The organism is Lysobacter lycopersici (genome assembly GCF_007556775.1).
Taxonomy (GTDB): domain Bacteria; phylum Pseudomonadota; class Gammaproteobacteria; order Xanthomonadales; family Xanthomonadaceae; genus Pseudoluteimonas; species Pseudoluteimonas lycopersici.
In genome coordinates this window covers 2,193,394-2,215,817 of the sequence record NZ_CP041742.1, presented here as the reverse complement: position 1 = coordinate 2,215,817, position 22,424 = coordinate 2,193,394, and the positions used below count along the sequence as shown (strand labels likewise).

At 68.1% G+C, this 22,424-nt stretch carries 27 protein-coding genes; 9 read left to right on the top strand and 18 right to left on the bottom strand.

Annotation, left to right across the window (positions count from 1 at the left end; translation table 11 throughout):
- Nucleotides 1-169: 169 nt before the first annotated feature.
- Both FNZ56_RS10940 and FNZ56_RS10935 read left to right on the top strand, forming a co-directional pair.
- Complete coding sequence (locus FNZ56_RS10940) at nucleotides 170-460, top strand: hypothetical protein (protein WP_143880350.1); 291 nt, start codon at nucleotides 170-172, stop codon at nucleotides 458-460.
- A complete protein-coding gene (locus FNZ56_RS10935) occupies nucleotides 427-1,227 on the top strand; it encodes a M90 family metallopeptidase (RefSeq protein WP_143880349.1) in 801 nt (266 codons plus the stop codon). Before FNZ56_RS10940 ends, FNZ56_RS10935 begins: the two co-directional genes overlap by 34 nt.
- Before the next feature lie 60 nt (nucleotides 1,228-1,287).
- On the opposite strand, the gene FNZ56_RS10930 is transcribed toward FNZ56_RS10935, so the two are convergent.
- The 5 genes from FNZ56_RS10930 to dusA all read right to left on the bottom strand — a co-directional run bounded on the left by FNZ56_RS10930 (nucleotide 1,288) and on the right by dusA (nucleotide 5,846).
- A complete protein-coding gene (locus tag FNZ56_RS10930; RefSeq protein WP_143879867.1) occupies nucleotides 1,288-2,703 on the bottom strand; it encodes an ATP-binding protein in 1,416 nt (471 codons plus the stop codon).
- 28 nt (nucleotides 2,704-2,731) lie between these two features.
- Nucleotides 2,732-3,418: a response regulator transcription factor gene (locus FNZ56_RS10925; RefSeq protein ID WP_143879866.1), complete on the bottom strand. Its 687-nt coding sequence runs from the start codon at nucleotides 3,416-3,418 to the stop codon at nucleotides 2,732-2,734.
- 55 nt (nucleotides 3,419-3,473) lie between these two features.
- Entirely contained in the window at nucleotides 3,474-3,833 is a 360-nt protein-coding gene (locus FNZ56_RS13075) for a hypothetical protein (protein ID WP_143879865.1), read from the bottom strand.
- 103 nt (nucleotides 3,834-3,936) lie between these two features.
- The gene (locus tag FNZ56_RS10915) at nucleotides 3,937-4,848 is read right to left on the bottom strand and encodes an arginine deiminase-related protein (RefSeq protein ID WP_143879864.1); all 912 of its coding nucleotides are present in this window, start codon (nucleotides 4,846-4,848) and stop codon (nucleotides 3,937-3,939) included.
- On the bottom strand, nucleotides 4,845-5,846 hold the full coding sequence (gene dusA / locus FNZ56_RS10910) for a tRNA dihydrouridine(20/20a) synthase DusA (RefSeq protein WP_143879863.1): 1,002 nt from the start codon (nucleotides 5,844-5,846) through the stop codon (nucleotides 4,845-4,847). The genes FNZ56_RS10915 and dusA overlap by 4 nt, the downstream gene beginning before the upstream one ends.
- Nucleotides 5,847-5,886: 40 nt before the next feature.
- On the opposite strand from dusA, the gene acnD reads away from it, so the two are divergent.
- Both acnD and prpF read left to right on the top strand, forming a co-directional pair.
- Complete coding sequence (gene acnD, locus FNZ56_RS10905) at nucleotides 5,887-8,505, top strand: Fe/S-dependent 2-methylisocitrate dehydratase AcnD (RefSeq protein WP_143879862.1); 2,619 nt, start codon at nucleotides 5,887-5,889, stop codon at nucleotides 8,503-8,505.
- Between the two features lies 1 nt (nucleotide 8,506).
- On the top strand, nucleotides 8,507-9,703 hold the full coding sequence (gene prpF, locus FNZ56_RS10900) for a 2-methylaconitate cis-trans isomerase PrpF (protein WP_143879861.1): 1,197 nt from the start codon (nucleotides 8,507-8,509) through the stop codon (nucleotides 9,701-9,703).
- A 21-nt stretch (nucleotides 9,704-9,724) separates the two neighbouring features.
- On the opposite strand, the gene FNZ56_RS10895 is transcribed toward prpF, so the two are convergent.
- From FNZ56_RS10895 to FNZ56_RS10880, 4 genes are all read right to left on the bottom strand, one after another.
- A complete protein-coding gene (locus FNZ56_RS10895) occupies nucleotides 9,725-10,174 on the bottom strand; it encodes a hypothetical protein (protein WP_185970835.1) in 450 nt (149 codons plus the stop codon).
- A 128-nt stretch (nucleotides 10,175-10,302) separates the two neighbouring features.
- Nucleotides 10,303-10,749 carry a DUF4148 domain-containing protein gene (locus FNZ56_RS10890; protein ID WP_143879859.1) on the bottom strand — a complete coding sequence of 149 codons (447 nt, stop codon included), beginning with the start codon at nucleotides 10,747-10,749 and terminating at the stop codon, nucleotides 10,303-10,305.
- Nucleotides 10,750-10,852: 103 nt separating this feature from the next.
- Nucleotides 10,853-11,590 carry an HAD family hydrolase gene (locus FNZ56_RS10885; protein WP_143879858.1) on the bottom strand — a complete coding sequence of 246 codons (738 nt, stop codon included), beginning with the start codon at nucleotides 11,588-11,590 and terminating at the stop codon, nucleotides 10,853-10,855.
- A complete protein-coding gene (locus FNZ56_RS10880; RefSeq protein WP_143879857.1) occupies nucleotides 11,587-12,333 on the bottom strand; it encodes a M15 family metallopeptidase in 747 nt (248 codons plus the stop codon). The genes FNZ56_RS10885 and FNZ56_RS10880 overlap by 4 nt, the downstream gene beginning before the upstream one ends.
- A 60-nt stretch (nucleotides 12,334-12,393) precedes the next feature.
- Between FNZ56_RS10880 and FNZ56_RS10875 the strand changes: the two genes are divergently transcribed.
- The 4 genes from FNZ56_RS10875 to FNZ56_RS10860 are packed head-to-tail and all read left to right on the top strand — an operon-like array spanning nucleotide 12,394 to nucleotide 16,372.
- A complete protein-coding gene (locus FNZ56_RS10875; RefSeq protein ID WP_143879856.1) occupies nucleotides 12,394-13,788 on the top strand; it encodes an SH3 domain-containing protein in 1,395 nt (464 codons plus the stop codon).
- A 25-nt stretch (nucleotides 13,789-13,813) separates the two neighbouring features.
- On the top strand, nucleotides 13,814-14,593 hold the full coding sequence (locus tag FNZ56_RS10870) for a L,D-transpeptidase family protein (protein ID WP_246064586.1): 780 nt from the start codon (nucleotides 13,814-13,816) through the stop codon (nucleotides 14,591-14,593).
- 16 nt (nucleotides 14,594-14,609) lie between these two features.
- Nucleotides 14,610-15,851, top strand: a complete 1,242-nt coding sequence (locus FNZ56_RS10865) for a dicarboxylate/amino acid:cation symporter (protein WP_143879855.1) — start codon at nucleotides 14,610-14,612, stop codon at nucleotides 15,849-15,851.
- The gene (locus FNZ56_RS10860) at nucleotides 15,848-16,372 is read left to right on the top strand and encodes an adenine phosphoribosyltransferase (RefSeq protein ID WP_143879854.1); all 525 of its coding nucleotides are present in this window, start codon (nucleotides 15,848-15,850) and stop codon (nucleotides 16,370-16,372) included. The genes FNZ56_RS10865 and FNZ56_RS10860 overlap by 4 nt, the downstream gene beginning before the upstream one ends.
- A gap of 118 nt (nucleotides 16,373-16,490) precedes the next feature.
- Here FNZ56_RS10860 and FNZ56_RS10855 read toward each other — a convergent pair whose 3' ends face one another.
- The 6 genes from FNZ56_RS10855 to FNZ56_RS10830 all read right to left on the bottom strand — a co-directional run bounded on the left by FNZ56_RS10855 (nucleotide 16,491) and on the right by FNZ56_RS10830 (nucleotide 20,069).
- Nucleotides 16,491-16,685, bottom strand: coding sequence for a CPXCG motif-containing cysteine-rich protein (locus tag FNZ56_RS10855; protein ID WP_221933302.1), 195 nt, complete (start codon nucleotides 16,683-16,685; stop codon nucleotides 16,491-16,493).
- Nucleotides 16,682-17,467, bottom strand: a complete 786-nt coding sequence (locus tag FNZ56_RS10850; protein ID WP_143879853.1) for a lytic transglycosylase domain-containing protein — start codon at nucleotides 17,465-17,467, stop codon at nucleotides 16,682-16,684. Before FNZ56_RS10850 ends, FNZ56_RS10855 begins: the two co-directional genes overlap by 4 nt.
- Nucleotides 17,468-17,544: 77 nt before the next feature.
- Nucleotides 17,545-18,054, bottom strand: a complete 510-nt coding sequence (locus tag FNZ56_RS10845; protein WP_143879852.1) for a DUF1993 domain-containing protein — start codon at nucleotides 18,052-18,054, stop codon at nucleotides 17,545-17,547.
- Nucleotides 18,055-18,105: 51 nt separating this feature from the next.
- Entirely contained in the window at nucleotides 18,106-18,873 is a 768-nt protein-coding gene (locus tag FNZ56_RS10840) for a hypothetical protein (RefSeq protein WP_143879851.1), read from the bottom strand.
- A gap of 55 nt (nucleotides 18,874-18,928) precedes the next feature.
- Nucleotides 18,929-19,474, bottom strand: a complete 546-nt coding sequence (locus FNZ56_RS10835) for a nuclear transport factor 2 family protein (RefSeq protein ID WP_143879850.1) — start codon at nucleotides 19,472-19,474, stop codon at nucleotides 18,929-18,931.
- Between the two features lie 58 nt (nucleotides 19,475-19,532).
- Nucleotides 19,533-20,069 (bottom strand): hypothetical protein, encoded by a 537-nt coding sequence (locus FNZ56_RS10830; RefSeq protein WP_143879849.1) that lies wholly within the window; start codon nucleotides 20,067-20,069, stop codon nucleotides 19,533-19,535.
- 149 nt (nucleotides 20,070-20,218) lie between these two features.
- Here FNZ56_RS10830 and FNZ56_RS10825 point away from each other — a divergent pair, with 149 nt between their 5' ends.
- Entirely contained in the window at nucleotides 20,219-20,692 is a 474-nt protein-coding gene (locus FNZ56_RS10825; protein ID WP_143879848.1) for a MarR family winged helix-turn-helix transcriptional regulator, read from the top strand.
- 57 nt (nucleotides 20,693-20,749) lie between these two features.
- On the opposite strand, the gene FNZ56_RS10820 is transcribed toward FNZ56_RS10825, so the two are convergent.
- The 3 genes from FNZ56_RS10820 to FNZ56_RS10810 form a co-directional block, all read right to left on the bottom strand.
- A complete protein-coding gene (locus tag FNZ56_RS10820; RefSeq protein WP_143879847.1) occupies nucleotides 20,750-21,121 on the bottom strand; it encodes a hypothetical protein in 372 nt (123 codons plus the stop codon).
- A gap of 126 nt (nucleotides 21,122-21,247) precedes the next feature.
- Entirely contained in the window at nucleotides 21,248-21,622 is a 375-nt protein-coding gene (locus tag FNZ56_RS10815) for a DUF488 domain-containing protein (RefSeq protein ID WP_143879846.1), read from the bottom strand.
- Between the two features lie 54 nt (nucleotides 21,623-21,676).
- Nucleotides 21,677-22,312 (bottom strand): hypothetical protein, encoded by a 636-nt coding sequence (locus FNZ56_RS10810; protein WP_143879845.1) that lies wholly within the window; start codon nucleotides 22,310-22,312, stop codon nucleotides 21,677-21,679.
- Between the last annotated feature and the right edge of the window lie 112 nt (nucleotides 22,313-22,424).

The window sequence follows — 22,424 nt, the reverse complement described above, 5'->3', positions numbered from 1 at the left end:
TCCAAGTCCTGATAACCCTTCGCAAAAAGAACCGACGCCCCATCCTCCAACCCTGAATACGCCCGGTCAACGCGTTGCCGCAGTGCAGCATTGCAACCTTCGGCGGCGCCCCCGCATCCGGTTTATAGTGTGCCCCCGGTCCCGAGGGGCCGGTTCCCGGGGGAATGCCATGCGCCGACTCGCCATCTGCCCGCTCCTGATGAGCCTGGCCCTGCTCAGCGCCAGCTCGCTGGCGTTCGCCCGCGACGCGCGCCCCTCCGGCGACATCGGCGACTGCCGCGACAGCGTCATCACCGTCCCGAGCCCCGCACAGGCCCCGGTCAAGCGGCCCACCTCCGTGGCGCACAAGGCCAAGCCGGCCGCGGCCACGGCCCACACCAGCGGCGGCGGCTCCGACGACGGCGCCGGCATGCCACGCGTACCGCGCTGGCACAGCTTCCTGCCCGGCATGTTCCGCTGAGCGGATCGCTGTTCCGCCGACTGCTGGCTCCATTCCGGCGCACGCCGGTCCCGATTCCCGAATCCGATTGGCTCGGCCTGCGCGCGCGCGTGGCTTTGGTCGCACGACTTCCTCCCGAACGCGATGCACGCCTGCGCGAACTCGCCGCGCTGTTCCTGCAGCGCAAGACCATCACCCCGCTCGGCGGACTGGAACTCGACGAGGTGCAGCGGCTGACATTGGCCGCGTTGTGCTGCCTGCCGCTGCTGGAATTCGGCGCCGAGGGCTTGCACGGCTGGTCGCAGCTGCTGGTGTATCCGGATGCGTTCCGCGCGCATCGCAGCCACGTCGATGCCGCCGGCGTGCTGCACGAGGGCGAGGAAGACCTGATCGGAGAAGCCTGGGAACAGGGCCCGCTGGTGCTGTCCTGGGCCGATGTCGAAGCCGACCTCGCCGCGCCGCGCGACGGCTTCTGCGTCGCCGTGCACGAAATGGCGCACAAGCTCGATGCGCTTGACGGCGCAATGGACGGCACCCCGCCGCTGCCGCGCGAATGGCAGAAGCGATGGGCCTCGGACTTCCAGCACGCCTACGACGCGTTGTGCGAACGCGTCGATGCCGGCCGCCGCGTCGCCATCGACGACTACGCCGCCGAATCGCCGGAGGAATTCTTCGCGGTGTGCAGCGAATACCACTTCAGCGATCCGCTCAGGCTGCGTCGCGTGATGCCCGAGGTCGCCGCGCACCTGGAGAAGTTCTACGGGCCGGCGATATTTGGAGGTTCGTAGTTGGTGGTTCGTGAGTTGGTGGGACGACCGCCAACCATCAACTACCAACCACCAACTGCTTCACAGACCCGGCGGCAAGTGCACTTCGAAACGCGATCCGCCGAGTTCGGCCGATGCGCCGACCTCGAGCGTGCCGCGGTAACCCTGCACGATGTCCTGCACGATGGCGAGGCCGATGCCGTGGCCCTGCACGCGTTCGTCGCCGCGCACGCCGCGCTGCAATACCGCGGCGATGCGATCGGGTGGAATGCCGGGGCCGTCGTCTTCCACGCGCAGCACCAGGCCGGGACGCCGCCGCGGTTCGCTGTCGCCGACCTGCGCGGTGAGCAGCACTCGCGACGTCGCCCACTTGAACGCATTCTCGAGCAGGTTGCCGAGCAGTTCCTGCAGGTCGCCGGGTTCGCCGTGGAAGCGCGCGTCGGGCGCGATCTCGAATTCGCAGACGACGCGATTTGCCGCGTAGATCTTCTCCAGCCCCTGCACGATCTGCTCGGCGTAGGGCTCGATCTCCACCGGTGCGGCGAACAGCGCATGCCCGCCCGAGCGGGCGCGCGCGAGCTGGTAGCCGACCAGGTCGTTCATGCGCCGCACCTGCAGGTCGACTTCCTCGCGCAATCCGCTTTCCGGCGCACCGCTGTCCAGGCGCGTGCGCAGCACCGCGAGCGGCGTCTTCAGGCTGTGGGCGAGGTCGGCGAGCGTGTTGCGCTGGCGTTCGAGGTGTTCGCGCTCGCTATCGACCAGTGCGTTGATGCTGTCGGTGAGCGGCGCGAGTTCGCGCGGATGGCGTTCGCTCATGCGCGCGAGCTGGCCGCGCTGCACGCGTTCGAGTTCGACCACCACGCGCCGCAGCGGACGCAGGCTCCAGCGCAGGATCAGCGCCTGCAGCAACAGCAGCAGCAGCGCCGCGATGCCGAGGTAGCCCCACAAGGCCTGGCGGAACACGCGCACCTGCTTGGGCAGCGTGCCGGCGTCTTCCATCACGTAGATCGTGTACGGGAATTCGGCCTTGGGGTCGTCGCCGGGGGCCCAGATGACGCCGATGCCGTAGCGGAAGACCGCGCCGGTGGTGCCATCGCTGCGCGTCATCGGCAACGGACCGTCCTGGCGTTCCTGCAACGGACCGAGCACCTCGCCGCGCGGCAACGTCTGCCCGGTGGAGGATGCGGAGGTCCAGCGTCCGTTCGGCAATTCGACATCGGCGTACAGGCCGCCGCCGGGTTGGTCGAAGCGGCCATCGGGCGGCACTTCCGGCGGAATCAGCGTGCCGTCGCGCGCGAACTCGATGCCGTTTAGGTAGGCGTAGGCGTAAGCCTGGAGCCGATCGTGCAGGCCCTGCCCGGCGACGTCGATGAAGGCGCGGTCCAGCGCGTAGCCGGTGATGGCGAGGAAGGCCAACAGGCCCAAGCTCGCGGCCAGCAACTGCCGGCTCTGCAGGGAACGCGGCCGCCAGCCGAGGAAGGGCTCGCGCGCCGCCATCGCTTCCCCGGTCCGCGCGTGCGGCCGGTCAGCCCTCGCCCGTGCGCGGAATCGCGAAGCGGTAGCCGCGGCCGCGCACGGTCTCGATCGGCTTCAACGCGCCGTCGGGATCGAGCTTCTTGCGCAGGCGGCCGATGAAGACCTCGAGCACGTTCGAATCGCGGTCGAAGTCCTGCTGGTAGATGTGCTCGGTCAGGTCGGCCTTCGACACCAGTTCGCCGGCGTGCATCATCAGGTACTCGAGCACCTTGTACTCGTAGCTGGTCAGGTCGACGTTGCTGCCGTTGACGCTCACCGTCTGCGCCGCGAGGTCGAGCATCACCGGCCCGCATTCGAGCGTCGGCTTGCTCCAGCCCGCGGCGCGGCGCACTAGCGCGTGGATGCGTGCCAGCAGTTCCTCGACGTGGAAGGGCTTCACCAGGTAATCGTCGGCGCCTTGCTTGAGGCCGTCGACCTTGTCCTGCCAGCTCGAACGCGCGGTGAGGATCAGCACCGGGAACTTCCTGCCTTCGTCGCGCAGCGCCTTGATCAGGTCCATGCCCGACATCTTCGGCAGGCCGAGGTCGATGATGCCGACGTCGAACGGCACTTCGCGGCCCATGTACAGGCCTTCCTCGCCGTCCTGCGCGGCATCCACCGCATAGCCTTCGCGCTTCAGGCGCGCGGCCAGGGTTTCGCGCAGCGGGGCTTCGTCTTCGACGAGCAGGATTCGCATGCAGGGCTCCGGGGCAGGATGGCCGCAGCGCGGCCGGCAACATCAGGATGATGCGTCAGTTGTCGTCGTCGCGTGCAGGCGGCGGGGACGGCTGCTTGTCCGGATCGTCCATGATCACGCGCACGCGGCCGGACTGGTCCACTACCTTGATGCGGTTGACGTCGCGGCCATCGTACGGCACCCGCTCGGCGCTGAGCACGCGGCCGCGGGTATCGCGTTCGACCCGGCGCACGCTGTCGGACAGTTCGTCGCGACCCTTGCCGCGCTCGGGCCCGACGAAGGGCGTCGCCTGCTGCTGCGGCGCCGGACGGTGGCCATTGCCGCCCTGGCCGCCGCGCGGGCCCGCCCACGCGTTCGCCGCCAGGCCGAGGGCCAGCGGCAGGACGAACGCGACGGCGACGGACTTGCAGGTCATGGGCAAAGGGTACGCAAACGGCGGATGCCGGCAAATGACGGGTGTGGCGCGCATTCTCGGAACGAGGCGGTGAATCCGTCCTTAATTCGGCCGGAAACCGCGGTCAATACACCTCGCCGATACAGCAACGCAGCGAACCGCCGCCGGCTTCGATCGCGTCCAGCGCCACCGATTCGACCCGGAAACCCGCCGCCGCCAGCCGTGCGCGATGCGCCGGCGACAGCGCCGCGTCAGCCTTCGCGCTCATCCAGGCCGTATCGCCGGACAGCGCGATGCAGTTGCCGACGAAGGCCGCATGCTCGGCTTCGTCGCAAACCACGGCGTGCGGCGCATGGAACGCCGCGATGGACGCGGCGATTTCCGGATCGGCGAAACCGCGCGGACACACCACCGCGGCGCGCCCGGCCAGCACCGCCAGCACCACGTTGGTGTGGTACTCGCCCGGCGCGAGGTCGAACAGCAGGCTCGCGCGCAGGCCGAAGGCCTCGTGCATCAGCCGCGCGCCGACTTCGTCGCAACGCTCGGACAGGCCGCAATAACCGAGTCCGCGCGCGCGATCGACGACCAATGCGCCGGTGAGCTCGCAGGCGTGCGGCTGTTGCGACAGGTCGATCTCGGCGTAGTCGAGCACGCCGCCGAAGAAGCCGCGGATGTCCTTGCGAGCGGCTTCACGCTGGCGGACTTCGTGACGCATTCGGCCGATGATGGTGCGACCGGCTGCGGTGCCGAATACGTTGTTGGGGAACACCGCGTCGGGCGTATCCGGGTCGCCGGCGAAACAGACCGTCGGAATGACGGACGAAATCGCGCGCTGCAATTCGCGATGCTGCATCGAAGCACGTTGCGCATCGAATGCGCTTTCCCCGGCCATATAGACATTGTCCCGCGCCGACTGTTCGGCGAGGCGGAATCCGTCCGGCGCGACCAGGAACGCGGCGCGCGCCGTGGCCGGGCCGAAATCCGGCGCGACATCGCGCGCGAAGGCGAAGAAAGCGTCGATATCGCGCGTGATCACGCCGCTTCCCGCTCACGTTCGGTCAACGCCAGCGCGCGCTCCACCAGCGACCAGCCTGCGCCGGGCTTGTGCGCGCCTTCGCTCAGCACCTGCCGGAACCCGCGTCCGCCCGGCTGGCCGGAAAACAGGCCGAGCACGTGGCGCACGATGTGCTTGAGCTGCACGCCGCGTTCGAGTTGCGCTTCGATATAAGGCCGGTACGCACGAAGAAGGCCTCCGCGAGATTGCAACTCGCCACCGAACCACGCGACGTCGAGTTCGTGCAGCAGATACGGCGTGTGGTAGGCCGCGCGACCGAGCATGGCGCCATCGACGCGGTCCAGATGCGCGCGCGCTTCGACCGCATCGGCGATCCCGCCGTTGACCACGACCTGCAACTCTGGGCGTTCGGCTTTCAGGCGATAAGCCCAGTCGTAGCGCAGCGGCGGCACCTCGCGGTTCTCCTTCGGCGACAGGCCCTGCAACCACGCATTCCGCGCATGCACCACGAACATGCGGCAACCGGCATCGGCGATCGCGTCGATGAAGGCGAGGAAACGGTTCCATTCGTGGTCGTCGTCGACGCCGAGCCGGCATTTCACCGTGACCGGGACATTGCAGGCTTCGATCATCGCCGCGACCGATTCGGCAACCAGTTGCGGTTCGCGCATCAGGCAGGCGCCAAAGCGTCCGGCCTGCACCCGATCGGACGGGCAGCCGCAATTGAGGTTGATCTCGTCGAAGCCGGCATCGGCGCCGATCCGCGCGGCTTGCGCCAGCAGCCCGGGCTCGCTGCCGCCGAGTTGCAGCGCCACCGGATGTTCGGACGGATCCATCGCCAGCAATCGCGCACGGTCGCCATGGATCACCGCGTTCGCATGCACCATTTCCGTGTACAGCCGCGCATGCGGCGCCAGCACACGGTGGAACGCGCGGCAATGGGAATCGGTCCAGTCCATCATCGGCGCGACGGAGAGGCGCAACGCATCGGCGGCGATGGCGGGCGAAACGGAAGGCATGTCGCCATTTTAGCGGCCTGCAAAGGCGTAAAATCGGCGGATGAACAATGAATTCCGCAAACCGCTCCCCAGCACCAAGCTCGACTGGATCGACGCCCGCGCCGCGGTCGAGGCGATCCGGCCCGGCGCCTGGGCCGGCCTGCCCTACGTCGCGCGCGTGCATGCCGAGAACATCGTGCGCCGCGCCGATCCAGCGATGCGCGATGCCTACCTCGCGCAATTGATCGAACGCCGCCGCGACCTCGACTTCCCGTGGTTCCCGGCGCGCGTGGTCTGCCACGACATCCTCGGCCAGACCGCATTGGTCGACCTCGCCGGCTTGCGCGATGCGATCGCGGACCAGGGCGGCGATCCGGCGGCGGTGAATCCGGTCGTGCCGGTGCAGCTGATCGTCGACCACTCGCTGGCGGTGGAATGCGGCGGTTTCGATCCGGATGCGTTCGCGGAGAACCGCGCGATCGAGGACCGGCGCAACGCCGATCGCTTCCACTTCATCGACTGGACGAAACAGGCGTTCCGCAACGTCGACGTGATCCCGCCCGGCAACGGGATCATGCACCAGATCAACCTGGAGAAGATGTCGCCGGTGATCTACGTGGACGACGGCGTCGCCTTCCCCGATACCTGCGTCGGTACCGATTCGCACACGCCCCACGTCGATGCGCTGGGCGTGATCGCGGTCGGCGTCGGCGGGCTGGAAGCGGAGAACGTGATGCTCGGCCGCGCTTCGTGGATGCGCACGCCGGACATGGTCGCGGTGGAACTTTCCGGCAAGCCGCAGCCGGGCATCACCGCCACCGACATCGTGCTGGCGCTGACCGAATTCCTGCGCAAGGAAAAAGTCGTCGGCGCCTACCTCGAATTCCGCGGCGAAGGCGCTTCCGCGCTGACCATCGGCGACCGCGCGACGATCAGCAACATGGCGCCCGAATACGGCGCGACCGCGGCGATGTTCTTCATCGACGACAACACGCTCGATTACCTGAGATTGACGGGCCGCGAAGACGCGCAAATCGCATTGGTCGAAACCTACGCCAAGGCCGCCGGCCTGTGGGCTGGCGACCTCGCCGACGCGCAGTACGAACGCACGCTGCATTTCGACCTGTCGAGCGTCGTGCGCAACATGGCCGGGCCATCGAATCCGCATCGCCGCTTGCCGGTCAGCGATCTGCAGGAACGTGGCATCGCCGACGAAGCCAAGCTCGAACACGGCAAGGCCGAGGAAATGGCCGGCCTGATGCCCGACGGTGCGGTGATCATCGCCGCGATCACCAGCTGCACGAATACCTCGAACCCGCGCAACGTGATCGCCGCCGGCCTGCTGGCGCGCAACGCGAACGCGAAGGGCCTGACCCGCAAACCGTGGGTCAAGACTTCGCTGGCGCCGGGATCGAAGGTCGTTCAATCCTACCTCGAGGAAGCGAAGCTTCTTCCCGAGCTGGAAAAACTCGGCTTCGGCATCGTCGGTTTCGCCTGCACCACCTGCAACGGCATGAGCGGCGCGCTGGATCCCGACATCCAGCGGGAAATCATCGATCGCGACCTGTACGCAACCGCGGTGCTCAGCGGCAACCGCAACTTCGACGGCCGCATCCATCCGTATGCGAAGCAGGCCTTCCTCGCCTCGCCGCCGCTGGTGATCGCCTACGCCATCGCCGGCACCGTGCGTTTCGACATCGAGAAGGACGTGCTCGGCCGCGACGCGCAGGGCAACGAGATTCGACTTAAGGACCTCTGGCCGAGCGACGAGGAAATCGACGCGGTGGTGCGCGCGAACGTGAAACCCGAACAGTTCCGCAAGGTCTACGGCCCGATGTTCAACGTGCGCGTCGAGCACGGCGGCAACGCCAATCCGCTGTACGACTGGCGCGCGATGAGCACCTACATCCGCCGCCCGCCGTACTGGGAAGGCGCGCTGGCCGGCGAACGCACGCTGAGCGGCATGCGCCCGCTAGCGGTGCTCGGCGACAACATCACCACCGATCACCTGTCGCCGTCGAACGCGATTCTCGCCAGCAGCGCCGCCGGCGAATACCTGGCGAAGATGGGCCTGCCGGAAGAGGACTTCAATTCCTACGCGACGCATCGCGGCGACCATCTGACTGCGCAGCGCGCGACGTTCGCGAATCCGAAACTGCTCAACGAAATGGTGCGCAACGAGGACGGCAGCGTGAAGCAGGGTTCGCTGGCGCGGGTCGAACCGGAAGGCAAGACCATGCGCATGTGGGAAGCGATCGAAACCTACATGCAGCGCAAGCAGCCGCTGATCATCATCGCCGGCGCGGATTACGGGCAAGGCTCGTCGCGCGACTGGGCGGCGAAGGGCGTGCGCCTCGCCGGGGTGGAAGCGATCGCGGCCGAGGGCTTCGAACGCATCCACCGCACCAACCTGATCGGCATGGGCGTGCTGCCGCTGCAGTTCCAGATGGGCGTGAACCGCAACACGCTCGGGATCGACGGCACGGAGACTTTCGATGTCGCCGGCACGCCCGCCCCCGGCGCGATGCTGACGCTGGTGATCCATCGCCGCGACGGCGGCATCGTCGAGGTGCCGGTGCTGTGCCGGCTGGATTCGGACGAGGAAGTCTCGATCTACGAAGCAGGCGGCGTGCTGCAGCGCTTCGCCCAGGATTTCCTCGCGGCGAACAAGGCGGCGTGACATGGATTTCAAACCGCAACTGAAGATCCCCGGCACCTACATGCGCGGTGGCACGTCCAAGGGCGTGTTCTTCCGCCTGCAGGACCTGCCGGATTTCGCGCAACAACCCGGCAAGGCGCGCGACGCGCTGCTGGTGCGCGTGATCGGTTCGCCCGATCCCTACGGCAAGCACACCGACGGCATGGGCGGCGCGACCTCGAGCACCAGCAAGGTGGTGATCATTTCGCCGCCGTCGGTGGCGGATCACGATGTCGATTACCTCTACGGCCAGGTGCCGATCGACGGCGACTTCATCGACTGGAGCGGCAACTGCGGCAACCTGTCGTCGGCGGTCGGGCCGTTCGCGATCGCGAACGGCTTCATCGATCCCGCGCGCCTGCCGCGCGACGGCATCGCGACGGTGCGCATCTGGCAGGCGAACATCGGCAAGACGATCGTTGCGCACGTGCCGATGGCGAACGGCGAGGTGCAGGAAACCGGCGATTTCGAACTCGATGGCGTGACCTTCCCCGCCGCCGAAATCGCGCTGGAATTCCTCGATCCCGCCGACGAGGGCGAGGACGGCAGCGCGATGTTCCCGACCGGGAATGTCGTGGACGAGTTCGAGGTCGCCGGCGTCGGCACGGTGCGCGCCACGCTGATCAATTCCGGCGTGCCGGTGGTGTTCCTCGATGCCGCGGCGCTCGGCCTCGATGGCAGCGAACTGCAGCCGGCGATCAACGACGACGCGGCGCTGCTGGCGAAGCTGGAAGCGATCCGCGCCGCCGGCGCGGTGCGCATGGGCCTGATTGGCGACGTCGCCGAAGCCGCGAAGCGGCCGTTGACACCCAAGGTCGCCTTCGTCGCACCGCCGAAGGATTACGTTTCGTCGAGCGGCAAGCCGGTGGGCGCGACCGACATCGACCTGCTCGCGCGCGCGATCTCGATGGGCAAGCTGCACCACGCGATGATGGGTACCGCGTCGGTCGCGATCGCGACGGCGGCGGCGGTGCCGGGCACGATCGTCAACGCCGCGGCCGGTGGCGGCACCCGCGACGTCGTGCGCTTCGGCCACCCCTCCGGCACTTTGCGCGTCGGCGCCGAGGTGAAGCAGGTCGACGGCCAGTGGCTCGCGACCAAGGCGGTGATGTCGCGTTCGGCGCGCGTATTGATGGAAGGCGTGGTGCGTGTGCCGCGCGAGCAGGTCGCCGCAGGCTGACCTGCCCCGCGGCGCGCGATGTCAGCGCGCGCTGATGATGAAGTTGCCGAAGGCGACGCCGAGATCCCAGCCTTCGCCCTTGCCCGACAGCGCCAGCGAGATGTCGCCCTTGGTCACCACCTGTGCGGATGCGGACTTGACCGCGCCGGCGTGGGCTTCGGCCGAAGCATAGGTGCCGAGCAGGTCGTGGATGTCGTGCACGCCTGAGAATTCGCCGACGCCGTTCTCGATCCGGCTCTTGCCGAAGGTCAGGCCGCCACCCTTGCTGCGGATGGACACGGACATGCGCTGGCCGTTGTCGCAACTGACCGTGCCCGAGCCGGACAGCGTCTTGTAGAACGCGGACCAGCCCGACATGTTGAAGTGCAATTTGCAGTCGACCGGACCGGCGGCGCGCGCGTTGGGCACGGCCGCGACGAGCATGGCGGCAAGCAGGCAGGAAACAAACTGTCGGGAAGCAGGCAGGCGCATGGCGGTTGGCTCCATGGATATTGCCCCGAGCTTACCGCGCAAGCCCGTTTCGCGAGCGTGATTCGCATGAAAGCGAACGGCACCCACAGGCGCCGTTCACGTTGTCGCTTCAATGGGTCGACCGGCGATCAGTCGTCGTCGTGCCAGCGATGGCCATCCCACCAGCGGCCGTCATGGCGCCGGTCGTGGCGGCCGTCGTAATAAGTGACCTTGCATTTGCCGTGCTTGTTGCAGTCGACGTCGCGGTAATAACGGTCGTCGTCCCTGCCGCGGTAACCGTAGGCGTTGCCGTGCGGCGCGCCCGGGTAAGCGGAAACACGGACCGGCACGTAGCGGTAATACACCGGGCGACCGTAGCGATCGCTTTGCACCACGAGTCGATCGTAGCGACCGTAGTCGCCGTAGCGGTAGTACGGCACGCCGGCGCGGAACACCACGTCGGCGATATCCACGATCGCGCGCGTCAGATCGTCCTGGGCATGGACCGGCGCGGCCGGCACGGAGAAACCCACGCCCAGCGCGATGGCGAGCGCGGATGGTGCGAGGAATCGGGAAATCTTGTTCAGTGCCTTCATGGCGCACCTCGTCCTTGGTCGGATGTCCCACGCGGGACAGGCGCAGCTTCGCGGCGCGGCGATGAACCGGCGGGGAATTTTCCGGGCCGCTGGCGGCGTGCGATCAGCGCGCGTTCGGCGAGGTGAACGCGGACTGAGCCGCGCCGGCGAGTTCACGCACCGCGGCGGGCAATTCCGATGCATTCGCGACTTCGCGGAAGCGCGCCGGATCCGGCACGCCACCGGCGTCCTGCTCGTGCGCCCAGGTCACGTGGTAGGGCATGTGCACGCCCCAGCCGCCGAGCGCGAGCACCGGCACGATGTCCGAACGCAGCGAATTGCCGACCATCAGGAATTCGCGCGGCTCGACTTCGAATTCGCGGAACAGGCGCGCGTAGGTCTTCGCGTCCTTCTCGCTCACGATCTCGATGCGGCCGAACGCATCGGCGAGGCCGGATTCGCGCACCTTCGCTTCCTGGTGGAACAGATCGCCCTTGGTGACGAGCACGACCGGGAAATCGGCGGCGATGTCGGCGACGGCTTCGCGGATGCCGGGAATCAGCGCCACAGGATGCCGCAGGATCCCCTTGCCGAGTTCGATGATGCGGTGCAGGTCGGCGGCGCTGATGCGCGCCTCGGTGATCGCCACCGCCGCTTCCAGCATCGACAGGGTCATGCCCTTGGCGCCATAGCCGAACAGCGCCAGGTTGCGCTTTTCGATCGCGAACATGCGCTCGCCGACATCGTCCAGGTCCACGTAGCTGGCGACGATGTGTTCGAACCGCGCCTGCGCGTCGCGGTAGTAGTCCTCGCTTTTCCACAGGGTGTCGTCGGCGTCGAATCCGACCAGCTTGATGCTCATTTCACCGGCACGTCGTAGGCGGTGGTCGGGGTCGGCTCCGGCTTGAAGGTGAAGTGCCACCATTCCATCGGATAGTTCACGAAGCCGCGTTGTTTCATCGCATCGAGCAGCAGCTGGCGATTCGCGCGCTGCGCTTCGGTGATCGCGGGCGAATCCGTGTTGGCACGAGGATCGAAGAGGTCGAAATCCGCGCCCATATCCAAGGGATCGCAGAGAGCTTCATCGTAACGTTGCTTGCAGCGAATGATGCCGAGATCGACGGTCGCGCCGCGGCTGTGGCCCGAGGTTTCGGCGATGTAGGGTCCGAGCAAGGTGGACTTGTCGACGTTCGGATAGTGTTCGGCCTTGGTGCGCTGGTCGGACAGGTGGTGCGCCCAGTCGACGAAGGCATGCACCGCGCGCACCGGCCGGTAGCAGTCGAAAATCGTGAGCGAGAGATCTTGCGAACGTAGGTCGGCCTGCACTTTCGCGAGCGCCTCGGCCGCCGGCTCCAGCAGCAGGCATTTCCTGGCTTCGTAACCGGGCACGACCGCGCCGGTGAAGTTGTCGCTGCCGGCGTAGCGCATTTCCACGCGGATGTCGGGCGCGAGCGTGGCGACATCGACGAGGCCGGCCTGCTCCGCCGTGGTCGCCGGCGAGACCTGCACCGTCGGCCTCGCGGGCGCGGGAGTCGCGACGTCCACCGGGGTGGCCGCGCAAGCGGTCGCGGCGAATGCGAGCAGCGGAAGCAGGAAGAGGCGCATGCGGATTCCCGGACGTCGGAACACGGATAGTATGCTGCGGCTTTCCACCGGAATGCAGCCATGCCGGTTTTGCGAGCGACCTTCGCGACTTTGCTGCTCACCTTGTCGCTGGCGACGGGATCGGCGTTCGCGGGCGATGCGCTGCCGGTCGCGCCCGCGCAGCTCGATGCGGCCTACTGGATCGCGAAGTTGCCCGATGCCGAACGCGTGATCCTCGACGCCGGCGCCATCGCCGCGCGCAACGCCGCCTTGCCGAAGTTGGAACCAAGCTGGCACGACCTCGCCGCCCTGCCCGCTTCGCTGGATCGCGACGAGCTGCGCGCGATGATCGAACAACGGTCCGCGCCGCCGACGCGAACGCTCTATGCCGAAGACGGCCATGCGTTGACCCCGGACGAAATCGCGGCATTGCGGGACGCGCTCGCGCTGGATGCGATTCCGGATCGCACGGGCGTGAACTTCGCGCTGGTCGTGCATCGCGCATCGCTGCGCACCTTCCCGACGATGCAGCACGTGTTCTCGAAACCCGGCGACGTCGACATCGACCGCTTCCAGGAAAGCGCGCTGTTCCCCGGCACGCCGGTGGCGGTGCTGCATGCCGGCCGCGACGGCCGCTGGCGCTTCGTGGTCGCGCCGAACTACGCGGCGTGGATCGCCGCCGACGCGCTGGCGGAAGGTACGCGCGATCAAGTCCTCGGATACGCCACGCGACAACCACAACTGGTGATCACCGGCGACGATGTGCGCACCGCATTCGATCCGTCGCGCCCCGCGCTGTCGCAACTGCCGCTGGACATGGGCGTGCACCTGCCGCTGCTCGCCGACTGGCCGCGCGATGAAGCGGTCTCGGGACAGGCGGCCTACGCGGCGTGGGTCGTGCAGTTGCCGAAACGCGATGCGAACGGCCGACTGCAACTCGTTCCCGCACTGATCCCGCGCGGCAGCGACGTGCGCGTTGGCGATCTCGCCCTGAGCCGTGCCAACCTGTTGCGGCAGGCGTTCAAGCTGCTGGGCGAACGCTACGGCTGGGGCCACGATTACGACGGCCGCGATTGCAGCGGTTTCCTCTCCGACGTGTTCGCCACCTTCGGCGTGCGCATGCCGCGCAACACCGGCGACCAGGCCAGGAGCTCGGTGTTTGCGCATCAATCGTTCGACGACACGGCATCTCGCGCGGATCGCATGCGCGCGGTGGCGGCGCTGCAGGTCGGCGACCTCGTCTACATCCCCGGCCATGTGTTGATGGTGGTCGGTTTCGAACACGGCGAACCGTGGGTGATCCACGACGTGCAGGGCGTTTCGGTGCGCGAAGGCGGCACGCTGCGGCGGATCCCGCTCAACGGCGTGTCGGTGACGCCGCTGCTGCCGCTGCAGTTCGATGCCGGCCACGACTACTTAGCCCGCATGACTTCGATCGTGCACCCGCTCGCCCCGCTGCCGACCGGCGCGCATTGAGCGCGGGCTCGGCTACCATCGGCACATGAGCCGATTCCGCTTCGCCCTCGCCGCCCTGCTCCTGCCGCTCGCCGCCTGCGCCTCGACCGCGGCGCCGCAGGCGAATCCCTGGGACAACGCCCGGCAAATGATCGTGGTCACGACCGCGGATTGGGATTCGCCCACCGGCACGCTGCGCGCGTTCGAACGCGAGGGCGAGGGCTGGCGCGAAACCACGCAGCCGCTCACGGTGAACGTCGGTCGCAGCGGCGCCGGCTGGGGCCTGGGCCTGCACGACGCGCGCGACCAGGACGCCGGCCCGGTGAAACGCGAGGGCGACGGCCGCGCACCGGCCGGCGTGTTCGCCATCGGCACCGCGTTCGGTTATGCACCGCAACTTTCGACCGGCCTCGCCTACAAGGCCATGCAGGCCAACGACTGGTGCATCGACGTGCCGGATTCGCCGCTGTACAACCGCATCGTCGACCGCAGCCTGGCGAAGGCGCCGGGCCTCGACCAGGCCAGCGAACCGATGCGCCGCGATCTGCAAGCCAAGCCCGACGACCTGTACAAGGTTGGTTTCGTGATCGAACACAACGCACAGGCGACACCGCAGGGTGGCAGCTGCATCTTCGCCCATGTGCAGCGCGCGCCGGGCGCACCGACCGCCGGTTGCACCTCGATGCCGGAAGATGCGTTGCGCAGCCTGCTCGCGTGGTTGCGCGACGACGCGCATCCCGCGTTCGTGTTGCTGCCCGAAAACGAATACTCGCGACTGCAAGCGGCGTGGCATTTGCCCACGTTCGACAGTTCGACAATCCTTTGACCGGCCGGAGCCGCGCATGACCACCACGCAACGGGTTCTGGCGGGACTGGCCGCGGGCGCGATCCTCGGCCTCGCATTGGCGTGGTGGGAACCGAATGCGGCCGCGACCGCGGCTGCCATCGCCCAACCCATCGGCAAGCTGTGGTTGTCGGCGTTGCAGATGACCGTGGTGCCATTGGTCTTTGCGCTGGTGGTGCTGGGCGTGAACAGCGCGCGCGACGCCGCCGCGTCGGGACGCACCGCACGCGTCGCGATCGTGACCTTCCTGATCCTGCTCGCGCTGGCCGCGACCATTGCCGCGTTGCTCGCGCCGTTCCTGCTCTCGCTGCTGCCGCGAGATGCCGCGACCGCGGAGGCGATGCGCAGCGCGCTGACGTCCTCGACCGCTGCCGCGACCGCGCCGCCCGGCCCCGCCGACTGGCTCGCGAACATCGTGCCGACGAACGCGATCGCCGCCGCCGCGAATGGCGCGATGCTGCCGCTGGTGGTGTTCGCGCTGTTCCTCGGCTTCGCCCTGCCGAAGATCGATGGCGAACGCCGCGCGCAGATCCTCGGCCTGCTGCAGGGCATCAGCGAGGCGATGATCGTGGTCGTGCGCTGGGTGCTGTGGGCGGCGCCGATCGGCGTGTTCGCGCTGGTGCTGGCGGTCACGGCGAAGGTCGGCTTCGACCTGATCGGCGCGCTCGGCGCCTACATCGCGTTGCAGAGCGGCATCTACCTGCTGATGACGCTGCTGATGTATGTCGTCGCCATCGCGTTCGGCGGCGAGAAGCTGCGCCATTTCGCCAGCGGCATCGCGCCCGCGCAGGGCATCGCCGCGAGCACGCAATCTTCGCTGGCCTCGCTGCCGGTGATGCTGGAATGCGCACGCACGCGGCTCGGCTACCGCGACGAAACCAGTTCGCTGGTGCTGCCGATGGCGGCCTCGCTGTTCCGCATCACCAGCCCGGTGCAGTACGTCGTCGCCTGTTCCTTCATCGCCTGGGCCTCGGGCATCGAGATCTCGATGTGGCACATGTTCGCGGTGGTGCCGCTCACCGTGGTGGTGAGCATGGGCTCGGTGGGATTGCCCGGACAGGTCAGCTTCATGGCGACCAACATGCCGGTCGCGCAGGCGCTCGGTTTGCCGGTGGAACCACTCGGCCTGCTGCTCGCGGTCGACACGATTCCCGACGTGTTCTCGACGATCGGGAACGTGACTGCCGACCTCGGCGCGACCGCGGTGGTGGACAAGCGCACGTCGGCGACCGACGCATGAGCGACTGGAAGAACCTCGTTCGCGATGTCCCGGACTTCCCCAAGACCGGCGTCGGGTTCAAGGACATCATGCCGGTGCTGGCGGATGCCGACGCGTTCGCGGATGCCATCGACGCGTTGGCCGCGCCATGGCGCGACGCACGTATCGACGCGGTGATGGCGATCGAGGCGCGCGGCTTCCTGCTCGGCGCGCCGCTGGCACGTACGTTCGGTTGCGGCGTGGTGCCGGTGCGCAAGCCCGGAAAACTCCCCGGCCCGGTGCTGGAAGCGCGCTATGCGCTGGAATACGGCGAGGACGCGCTGCAGGTGCAGGCCGATGCGGTCGCGCCCGGCGCACGCGTGCTGCTGGTCGATGACGTGCTCGCCACTGGCGGGACGCTGGCGGCGGCGCGTGCGCTCGCGGACGGGCTCGGCGCGGAGATCGTCGGCGCGTCGGTGCTGATGGAACTCGCTTTCCTCGGCGGTCGCTCGCGCTGGAACGGAACCGCGCCGCTGCATGCGGCGTGGACGATTGCCGGCTGAATCAGAACTCGTAGGGCGGAACCTCCGCAGGAGATTCCGCCGATCGCATGCAAACCCGCCGATGCCGATGGCGGAAACCGCTACGCGGGTTCCGCCCTACGGTCGCATCCATGGCCGATCAGGCGTCGTCCTCGCGCGAGGCGGCCACGCCCCAATCGCCAGCGGCATCGCGCCAGACCTCGAACACGATCGGCCGGCAGCAGACTTCGCAATCCTCGATGTAACGCTGCGCGTCAGCGCCGGCGTCTATCGCTATCGAAATGCGTTCGCCGCAATACGGGCAGGCGACGCGCACGGTGGAATCCGCGTTCACTCCGCCGCCCGCAAGCCGACCTGCAACGGCTTCAATCCCATCGCCGCGCGATAACGCGCGTGCAGCGCGGTCACCTTGTCCACGTATTCCAGCGTTTCGCGGTAGGGCGGTACCCCGCCGTACTTCGCCACCGCGCCGATGCCGGCGTTGTAGGCCGCCGCCGCGCGCGCGTAATCGCCGTGGTAGCGCGCGACCAGGCGCGCGAGCAGCTTCGCGCCGGCGCGGATCGACTGCTCGTACGCGTAGGGATCGCTGACGCCGTTCTCGCGCGCGACTTCCGGCATCAGCTGCATCACGCCCTGCGCGCCCTTGGGCGAAGTTGCTTTCGGGTCGTAGCCGCTTTCGGCATGCGCGATTGCGCGGACGAAGGCTTCATCGACCTTGTTCGCCTTCGCAGCGGCGCGGAATTCCTTCGGGTACAGGTCCATGCGCGGCTTTCCGACCTGGCCGAGCCCCGCGTGCGCGGTCGAACCCGGCGGCGTGGCGACGGTGAAGCGCGTCACCACCACCGAGCCCGGCAGCTTGCGCGTGCCGTAGACGGTCTTGCCGTCCTGCTGGCGTTCGTACAACGTGCCGTGGATCACGCCGAGTTCGCCCCAGAGGTTCGGCACCTTCGCGGCATCGTCGTCGATGTGTTTCGCGACGCACTTCGAACCGGGTTCCGGCGCGGTGGACAGGCTGACCGTGCCGTCGCGCACGCAGCGATACACCGTGCGCGCCTGCGCCGCGGGCACGGCGAGCGCACACAGCAACAGCAGGACGAGGGCGCGGGTCGAATGCATGGCGCGCATTCTAGGGGTCGAAGCTGAACCGCCGACCGTGCGGACGTTGACCAGCTTGGAGTCGGCCAACTTCCGGCTCAGCTCGCGCCGATGAAATCGTCCTTGCCCAGCGCCACGCCGGCCTCGCGCAGGATCGCGTAGGCAGTGGTGCTGTGGAAGAACAGGTTGGGCAGGATGAAGCCCAGCAGGTAGGACTGTCCGTCGAGGCGCAACGGATCGCGGCCGCGCCGCGGCACGTCGATCGTGCGGGACTCGCTGCCGTCGAGCTGCGCCGCATCGAAACCGCGCACGACCTCGATCGCGCGATCGATGCGCGCGTACAGGCCGGCGAAATCGGTTTCGGTGTCGGGGAACGACGGCGGTTCCGTACCGGCGAGGCGCGAGCTGCCGCGTACCGCCATGTCGGTGGCGATCTGCACCTGCTTGCTCAGCGGGAACATGTCCGCGATCAGGCGCGAGTTGACCAGCACCGAAGGTTCGAAACCTTTTTCCACGGCGAAGGCCTCGCCTTTCTGCAATACCGCGCGCAAGTTGGTCAGCGCGCGCAGGAACACCGGCACCGAGGCCTGGTACATGGACAGCGACATGGTCGAACTCCGGGGTGTGGGGAGGCGCGATTATGCGCGCCTCGCGTGCCTTCAGGGCGACGTTGCCGGCGCTGTCGCGGGTGCTGCCGCGCCGGCCTGGTTGAGCGCGATCGCGCGTTCCGCGAAATGGTCCAGCGCGGTACGGGAAATACTGGAATCCTCGCCGTCCGCGTGTTGGCGGTAGACGTACAGGAACACCACCTTGCCCGCCAGCGGCAGCGCGGCGCCAGCGCATTCGACCACCAGCTGGCGCTGGATACCGGCAGACGAGACCGCGACCGGTACCAGCATGACGAAGCGCACCGAATCGCCCGTGGCCTGGTACACCACCGGCTTGCCGATATCGCCGAAGTTCATCGTGACCTTGGTGCCGAGTACGTCGCCGAGGCGCTTGGCGCCCGCGTCCGATTGCGCATCGGTCATCGTTCCCATGTCGATCTCGCCCAGGGTCTTCGCGAGCATCGGGCGCAATTCCTCCCAGTCGGCTGCACTGAAATCCAGTGCCTCCGCATTGTGCAACACCTGCACCTGGTAGGAAGGCTGTTCCGCAGGCGCGCCCATGAGCATGCGCTTGGCATCGGCCGTGGAGACGAAACCCTCCACCACGCGGTTGGTCGGCGGCGCGGCGGCCTTGGCGATGTCGAACAGGGTCGGCTGGTCGACGCTCATGCGCAGGTAGCCGTCGGGAACCTCGACGCGCAGGTCCTTGCCGCCGACCTGCAGCGACACGACCTGCTGCGCCCAGGCGACCGGACTGGCGAACAACACGACCAGCGCGAACGCCAGCGCGCGCGCATTCCTTCCCGCATTCCCCGACATCGCGATTCTCCCCCGCGCGAACGCGCCGATGGGGGAATGTTAACCGCCTCGCGACTCAGTGCGGGGCCGCGGCCGCCGGATCGAGCTCGTGGCCGTAACTGATCACGCGCGACAGCTTCCACGCGCCGCCATCCAGCTTCCACACATCGACGAAGCGGCTGGTTTCGGTGAGCAGGTCGGGCTTGCCTTGGCGCAGGGCATAGAAGCGGTGCGTGCCCAACTGCACCGCGCCGTAATGGTCCAGCGCGTAGGTCTGGAGCGTGCCGGGCACCAGCTCGCGGCGCGAATGGAAATCGATGCCGGCCTTCTGCCGTTCGCAACCGTCGGCGACGTTGCCGACGAACTTCGCTCCCGAGTCCGCGATCTTGCCGTGCTTGTCGTGCAGGAACTCGAAATCGTCGGCGATCATCGGTCGCAGCGCGTCGATGTCGCAGCCGAACACCACGGCGAACAAGGCCTGGTCGCGCTCGGCCAGCGTGGCGACCAGTTCCGGCGTGGTGACTGCGCCCGGGGTCAGGTGGATCGGTGCCTCGGGAACCGGTTCGGCAGCGAAGGCCATCCCGATCCAGGACAGTGCGACGAGCAGGACGATGCGGTGCATGGCGATTCTCCGGATGGGCAGGACCGCACCGTAGTCCCACCGCCGCGCGTACGCCCGCTTATTGCGACGCACGCCGGAACAGCGCCGACGAAAGCAGCCAGGGCGCGACGAACAGGCCGCTGCACACCGCGCCACGGGGATCCGCGCCGACGGCGAATGCCACCACCACCACCAACGCCTGCGCGACCGCAGCCGCGAACATCGCCCGCGCCATGCCGGCCGCGCGCAGCTTCGCCAGCAGCGCGCCGACGATGGCGACGCCCAGCACGCCGGCGAACAGCAGGTTGAACGGATTGCCCTCGCTGCCGATCATGCCCACCGCGAGGTTCGCCCACACGGTGAGGAAGCCGGTCGCGACCGCAATGCCCGCCGCCGCGCGGTAACGGATGTCGCCGCTCATCCGCGTCGCCAGTTCGTACAAGCCGCAGGCGATGGCCAGCATCGCGCCGAAGACGAGGAAGTCCGTCGCGTTCCAGTCGACGCCTTCGACGTGCAGGCGGATCGCCAACGCCGGCAGCAGCAGCAACGCGGCCGCCCCGCCCCAGACCAGCGGCCGCAACCGGTTGCCGCGCGCTTCGATCGATCGTTCCGCCATGTTCCGCTCCTCGTTCCGTCCACAGTGGTGCCAGCCTGCGCCCCCCGGATGAACAGCGTGGGGAGCCTGGGTGAAGCCGGGGAGAAGTCGCTTGACTCTCGCGAATTAGTCAATTAACTTGACTATCAAGCTCATTGCCGGAAATCGCCATGCCCGACGAAGCGCCCTGGTACGAAGTCGTTTCCATCCCCGCCCTGCTGCGGCATGCGCGCTACACCTATGCCACCGCGATGCGCGAGGCGTTGGAAGCCGCGGGCCACGGCGACATCCCCAAGAACGGCCTGTACGTGATCGGCGGGCTGGCGCTGGGCGCCGGCGACGCGCCGCTGTCGGTGCTGATCCGCGACCTGCGCATTTCCAAGCAGGCGGCCGGGCAACTGGTCGATGCGCTGGTCGCGGGCGGCTACCTCGAACGCGCCGAGGATCCGCAGGACCGCCGTCGCCAGATCGTGATACTCACGCCACGCGGCCATGCCGCCGCCGAAGCGCAGTCCGCGGCGGCGAAGCGCATCGATGCGCAACTCGCCGAACGCACCAGCGCCAGCGGTCCCGGCAGCCTGCGCAAGCTGCTCGCGGTGCTGGTCGGCATCGGCCACGAAAGCGATCCGGAAGCGACGCCATGAACGCCGCTCCGACGACCTGCGCGACATCGCGATCGCCGACGCGACGACGGCGCGCGCCTACTCGGCGCCGACGCCGATCCGCACGCCGCGCACGCTGTTCTCGACCACGGTGACGATGAAGTCGCGCTCGCCCTGGTGCTTCTTCACCAGTACGTCCTCGCCGTCGTCGGTTTCGACGCTGTAGCGCTTGCCGGCCTGCGCCTGCAACGCGCCGCGCACCGATTTCGCCACGTCGTTCTCGCCCAGCCCTTGCGGAATGTCCGCGCTGGCGCGGATCGGATCGCCGACCGAGGGCGAGAGTTCCAGCACGATCCGGCCCGCGGATTCGGCATTGCCGCTGAACTGCAGCCGCCACTTGTTCTCCACGCCCGCGGCGGCGGCGGCGAACGCCGCCAGTCCCAGGCACAGTCCGAGGATCTGCTTGCGCATGCCGTTCTCCCTGCCATCGTGTGTGGGAACGGGATAAGCGCGGCGCGGTTAAGGATCTGCAAGGATTTCGCAAAGGGGAACACTCGACGTTCAGCGCGATGAACGCGGGCACGCGAAGCCGCGCGCTCAATCCCCGTGCAGCAGTACGTCCCGCAGCACCACCGCGTCGTTGCGTTCCTCGTCGCGCGCGGCGTACACCAGGGTCAGCGCGCCCTTCGCCGCGATGTCGCGCAGGCGTTCCAGCTCCGCGGCATGCGCGCGCAATTCGGCCTTGTAGCGGCGCTGGAACTCCGCCCAGCGCGAAGGCTCGTGCCCGAACCACTGCCGCAGTCCCGCGCTCGGCGCGATGTCCTTCATCCAGTCGTCGAGCGCGGCCCGTTGCTTGCTGACGCCGCGCGGCCACAGCCGGTCGACGAGGATGCGCGTGCCGTCCGCTGTGTCGGCCGCTTCGTAGGCACGCTTCAAGCCCACATGCGCGGGCGGGATCTTCGGTTTCGGCATCGCGGGAATGTCCTCCCGCGCGCCATCCTGCGCCCGATGCCGGGTCGCGGCAACTCAGCGCCCGGCGCGCGGCTGCACCTGGACCGCGTGTTCCAGCGCCAGCCACAGGCGCGCGGTTTCCGCGGCATCGAGCAGGCCGTCGCCGTCCTCGTCGACATCCACCAGTCCATCGGGATAACGCGCGTCGGCGTTCTCCATGTAGAACACGATGGCTTCATGCATTCCATCCGGATCGGCGACGCGCGCCAGCCGCGCCACGTGCCAGTAACGCGGCGGTCGCAACCCCCGCTGCTGCAGCAGTGCGCGGGTGCGCGCGGCTTCCAGCCCCGGCGCGCGTTCGGCCGCGAGCATGTCGTCGTAGGCATAGGCGCCGGAACGGTAGACGTTTGGACCGAACGTGCGCGGCGGTTTCGGCGGGAACACGAAGCGGAAATCCGAACCCGGCCGCACCGTTTCGAACTGCAACACCAGCATGCGTCGCACCACGCCGTCGCGCACATCGACGAACAGCCGGCGCTCGGCGTCGGTCTTGCCTTCGATCGGGAATTCCATTGGCGGCAACGCCGCCAGCGCCGGATCCACGCGGAACGTGACCGTCGGTTCCGACGGCGATTCGACCCGGTGCGCATCCGATGCGCAGGCCGTTCCGGCCACGCACAACAACAACGCCAGCGAACGCCAATGCTTCATCGCCCCGCCTCCATCGATGCTCGCATCGTGGGCGACCGCGTTGGCGCCAACGCCTGCCGGAAGTCATTGCACCCATCGCGGCGACATGGGCAATGCGCCTTTCACGCTCGCG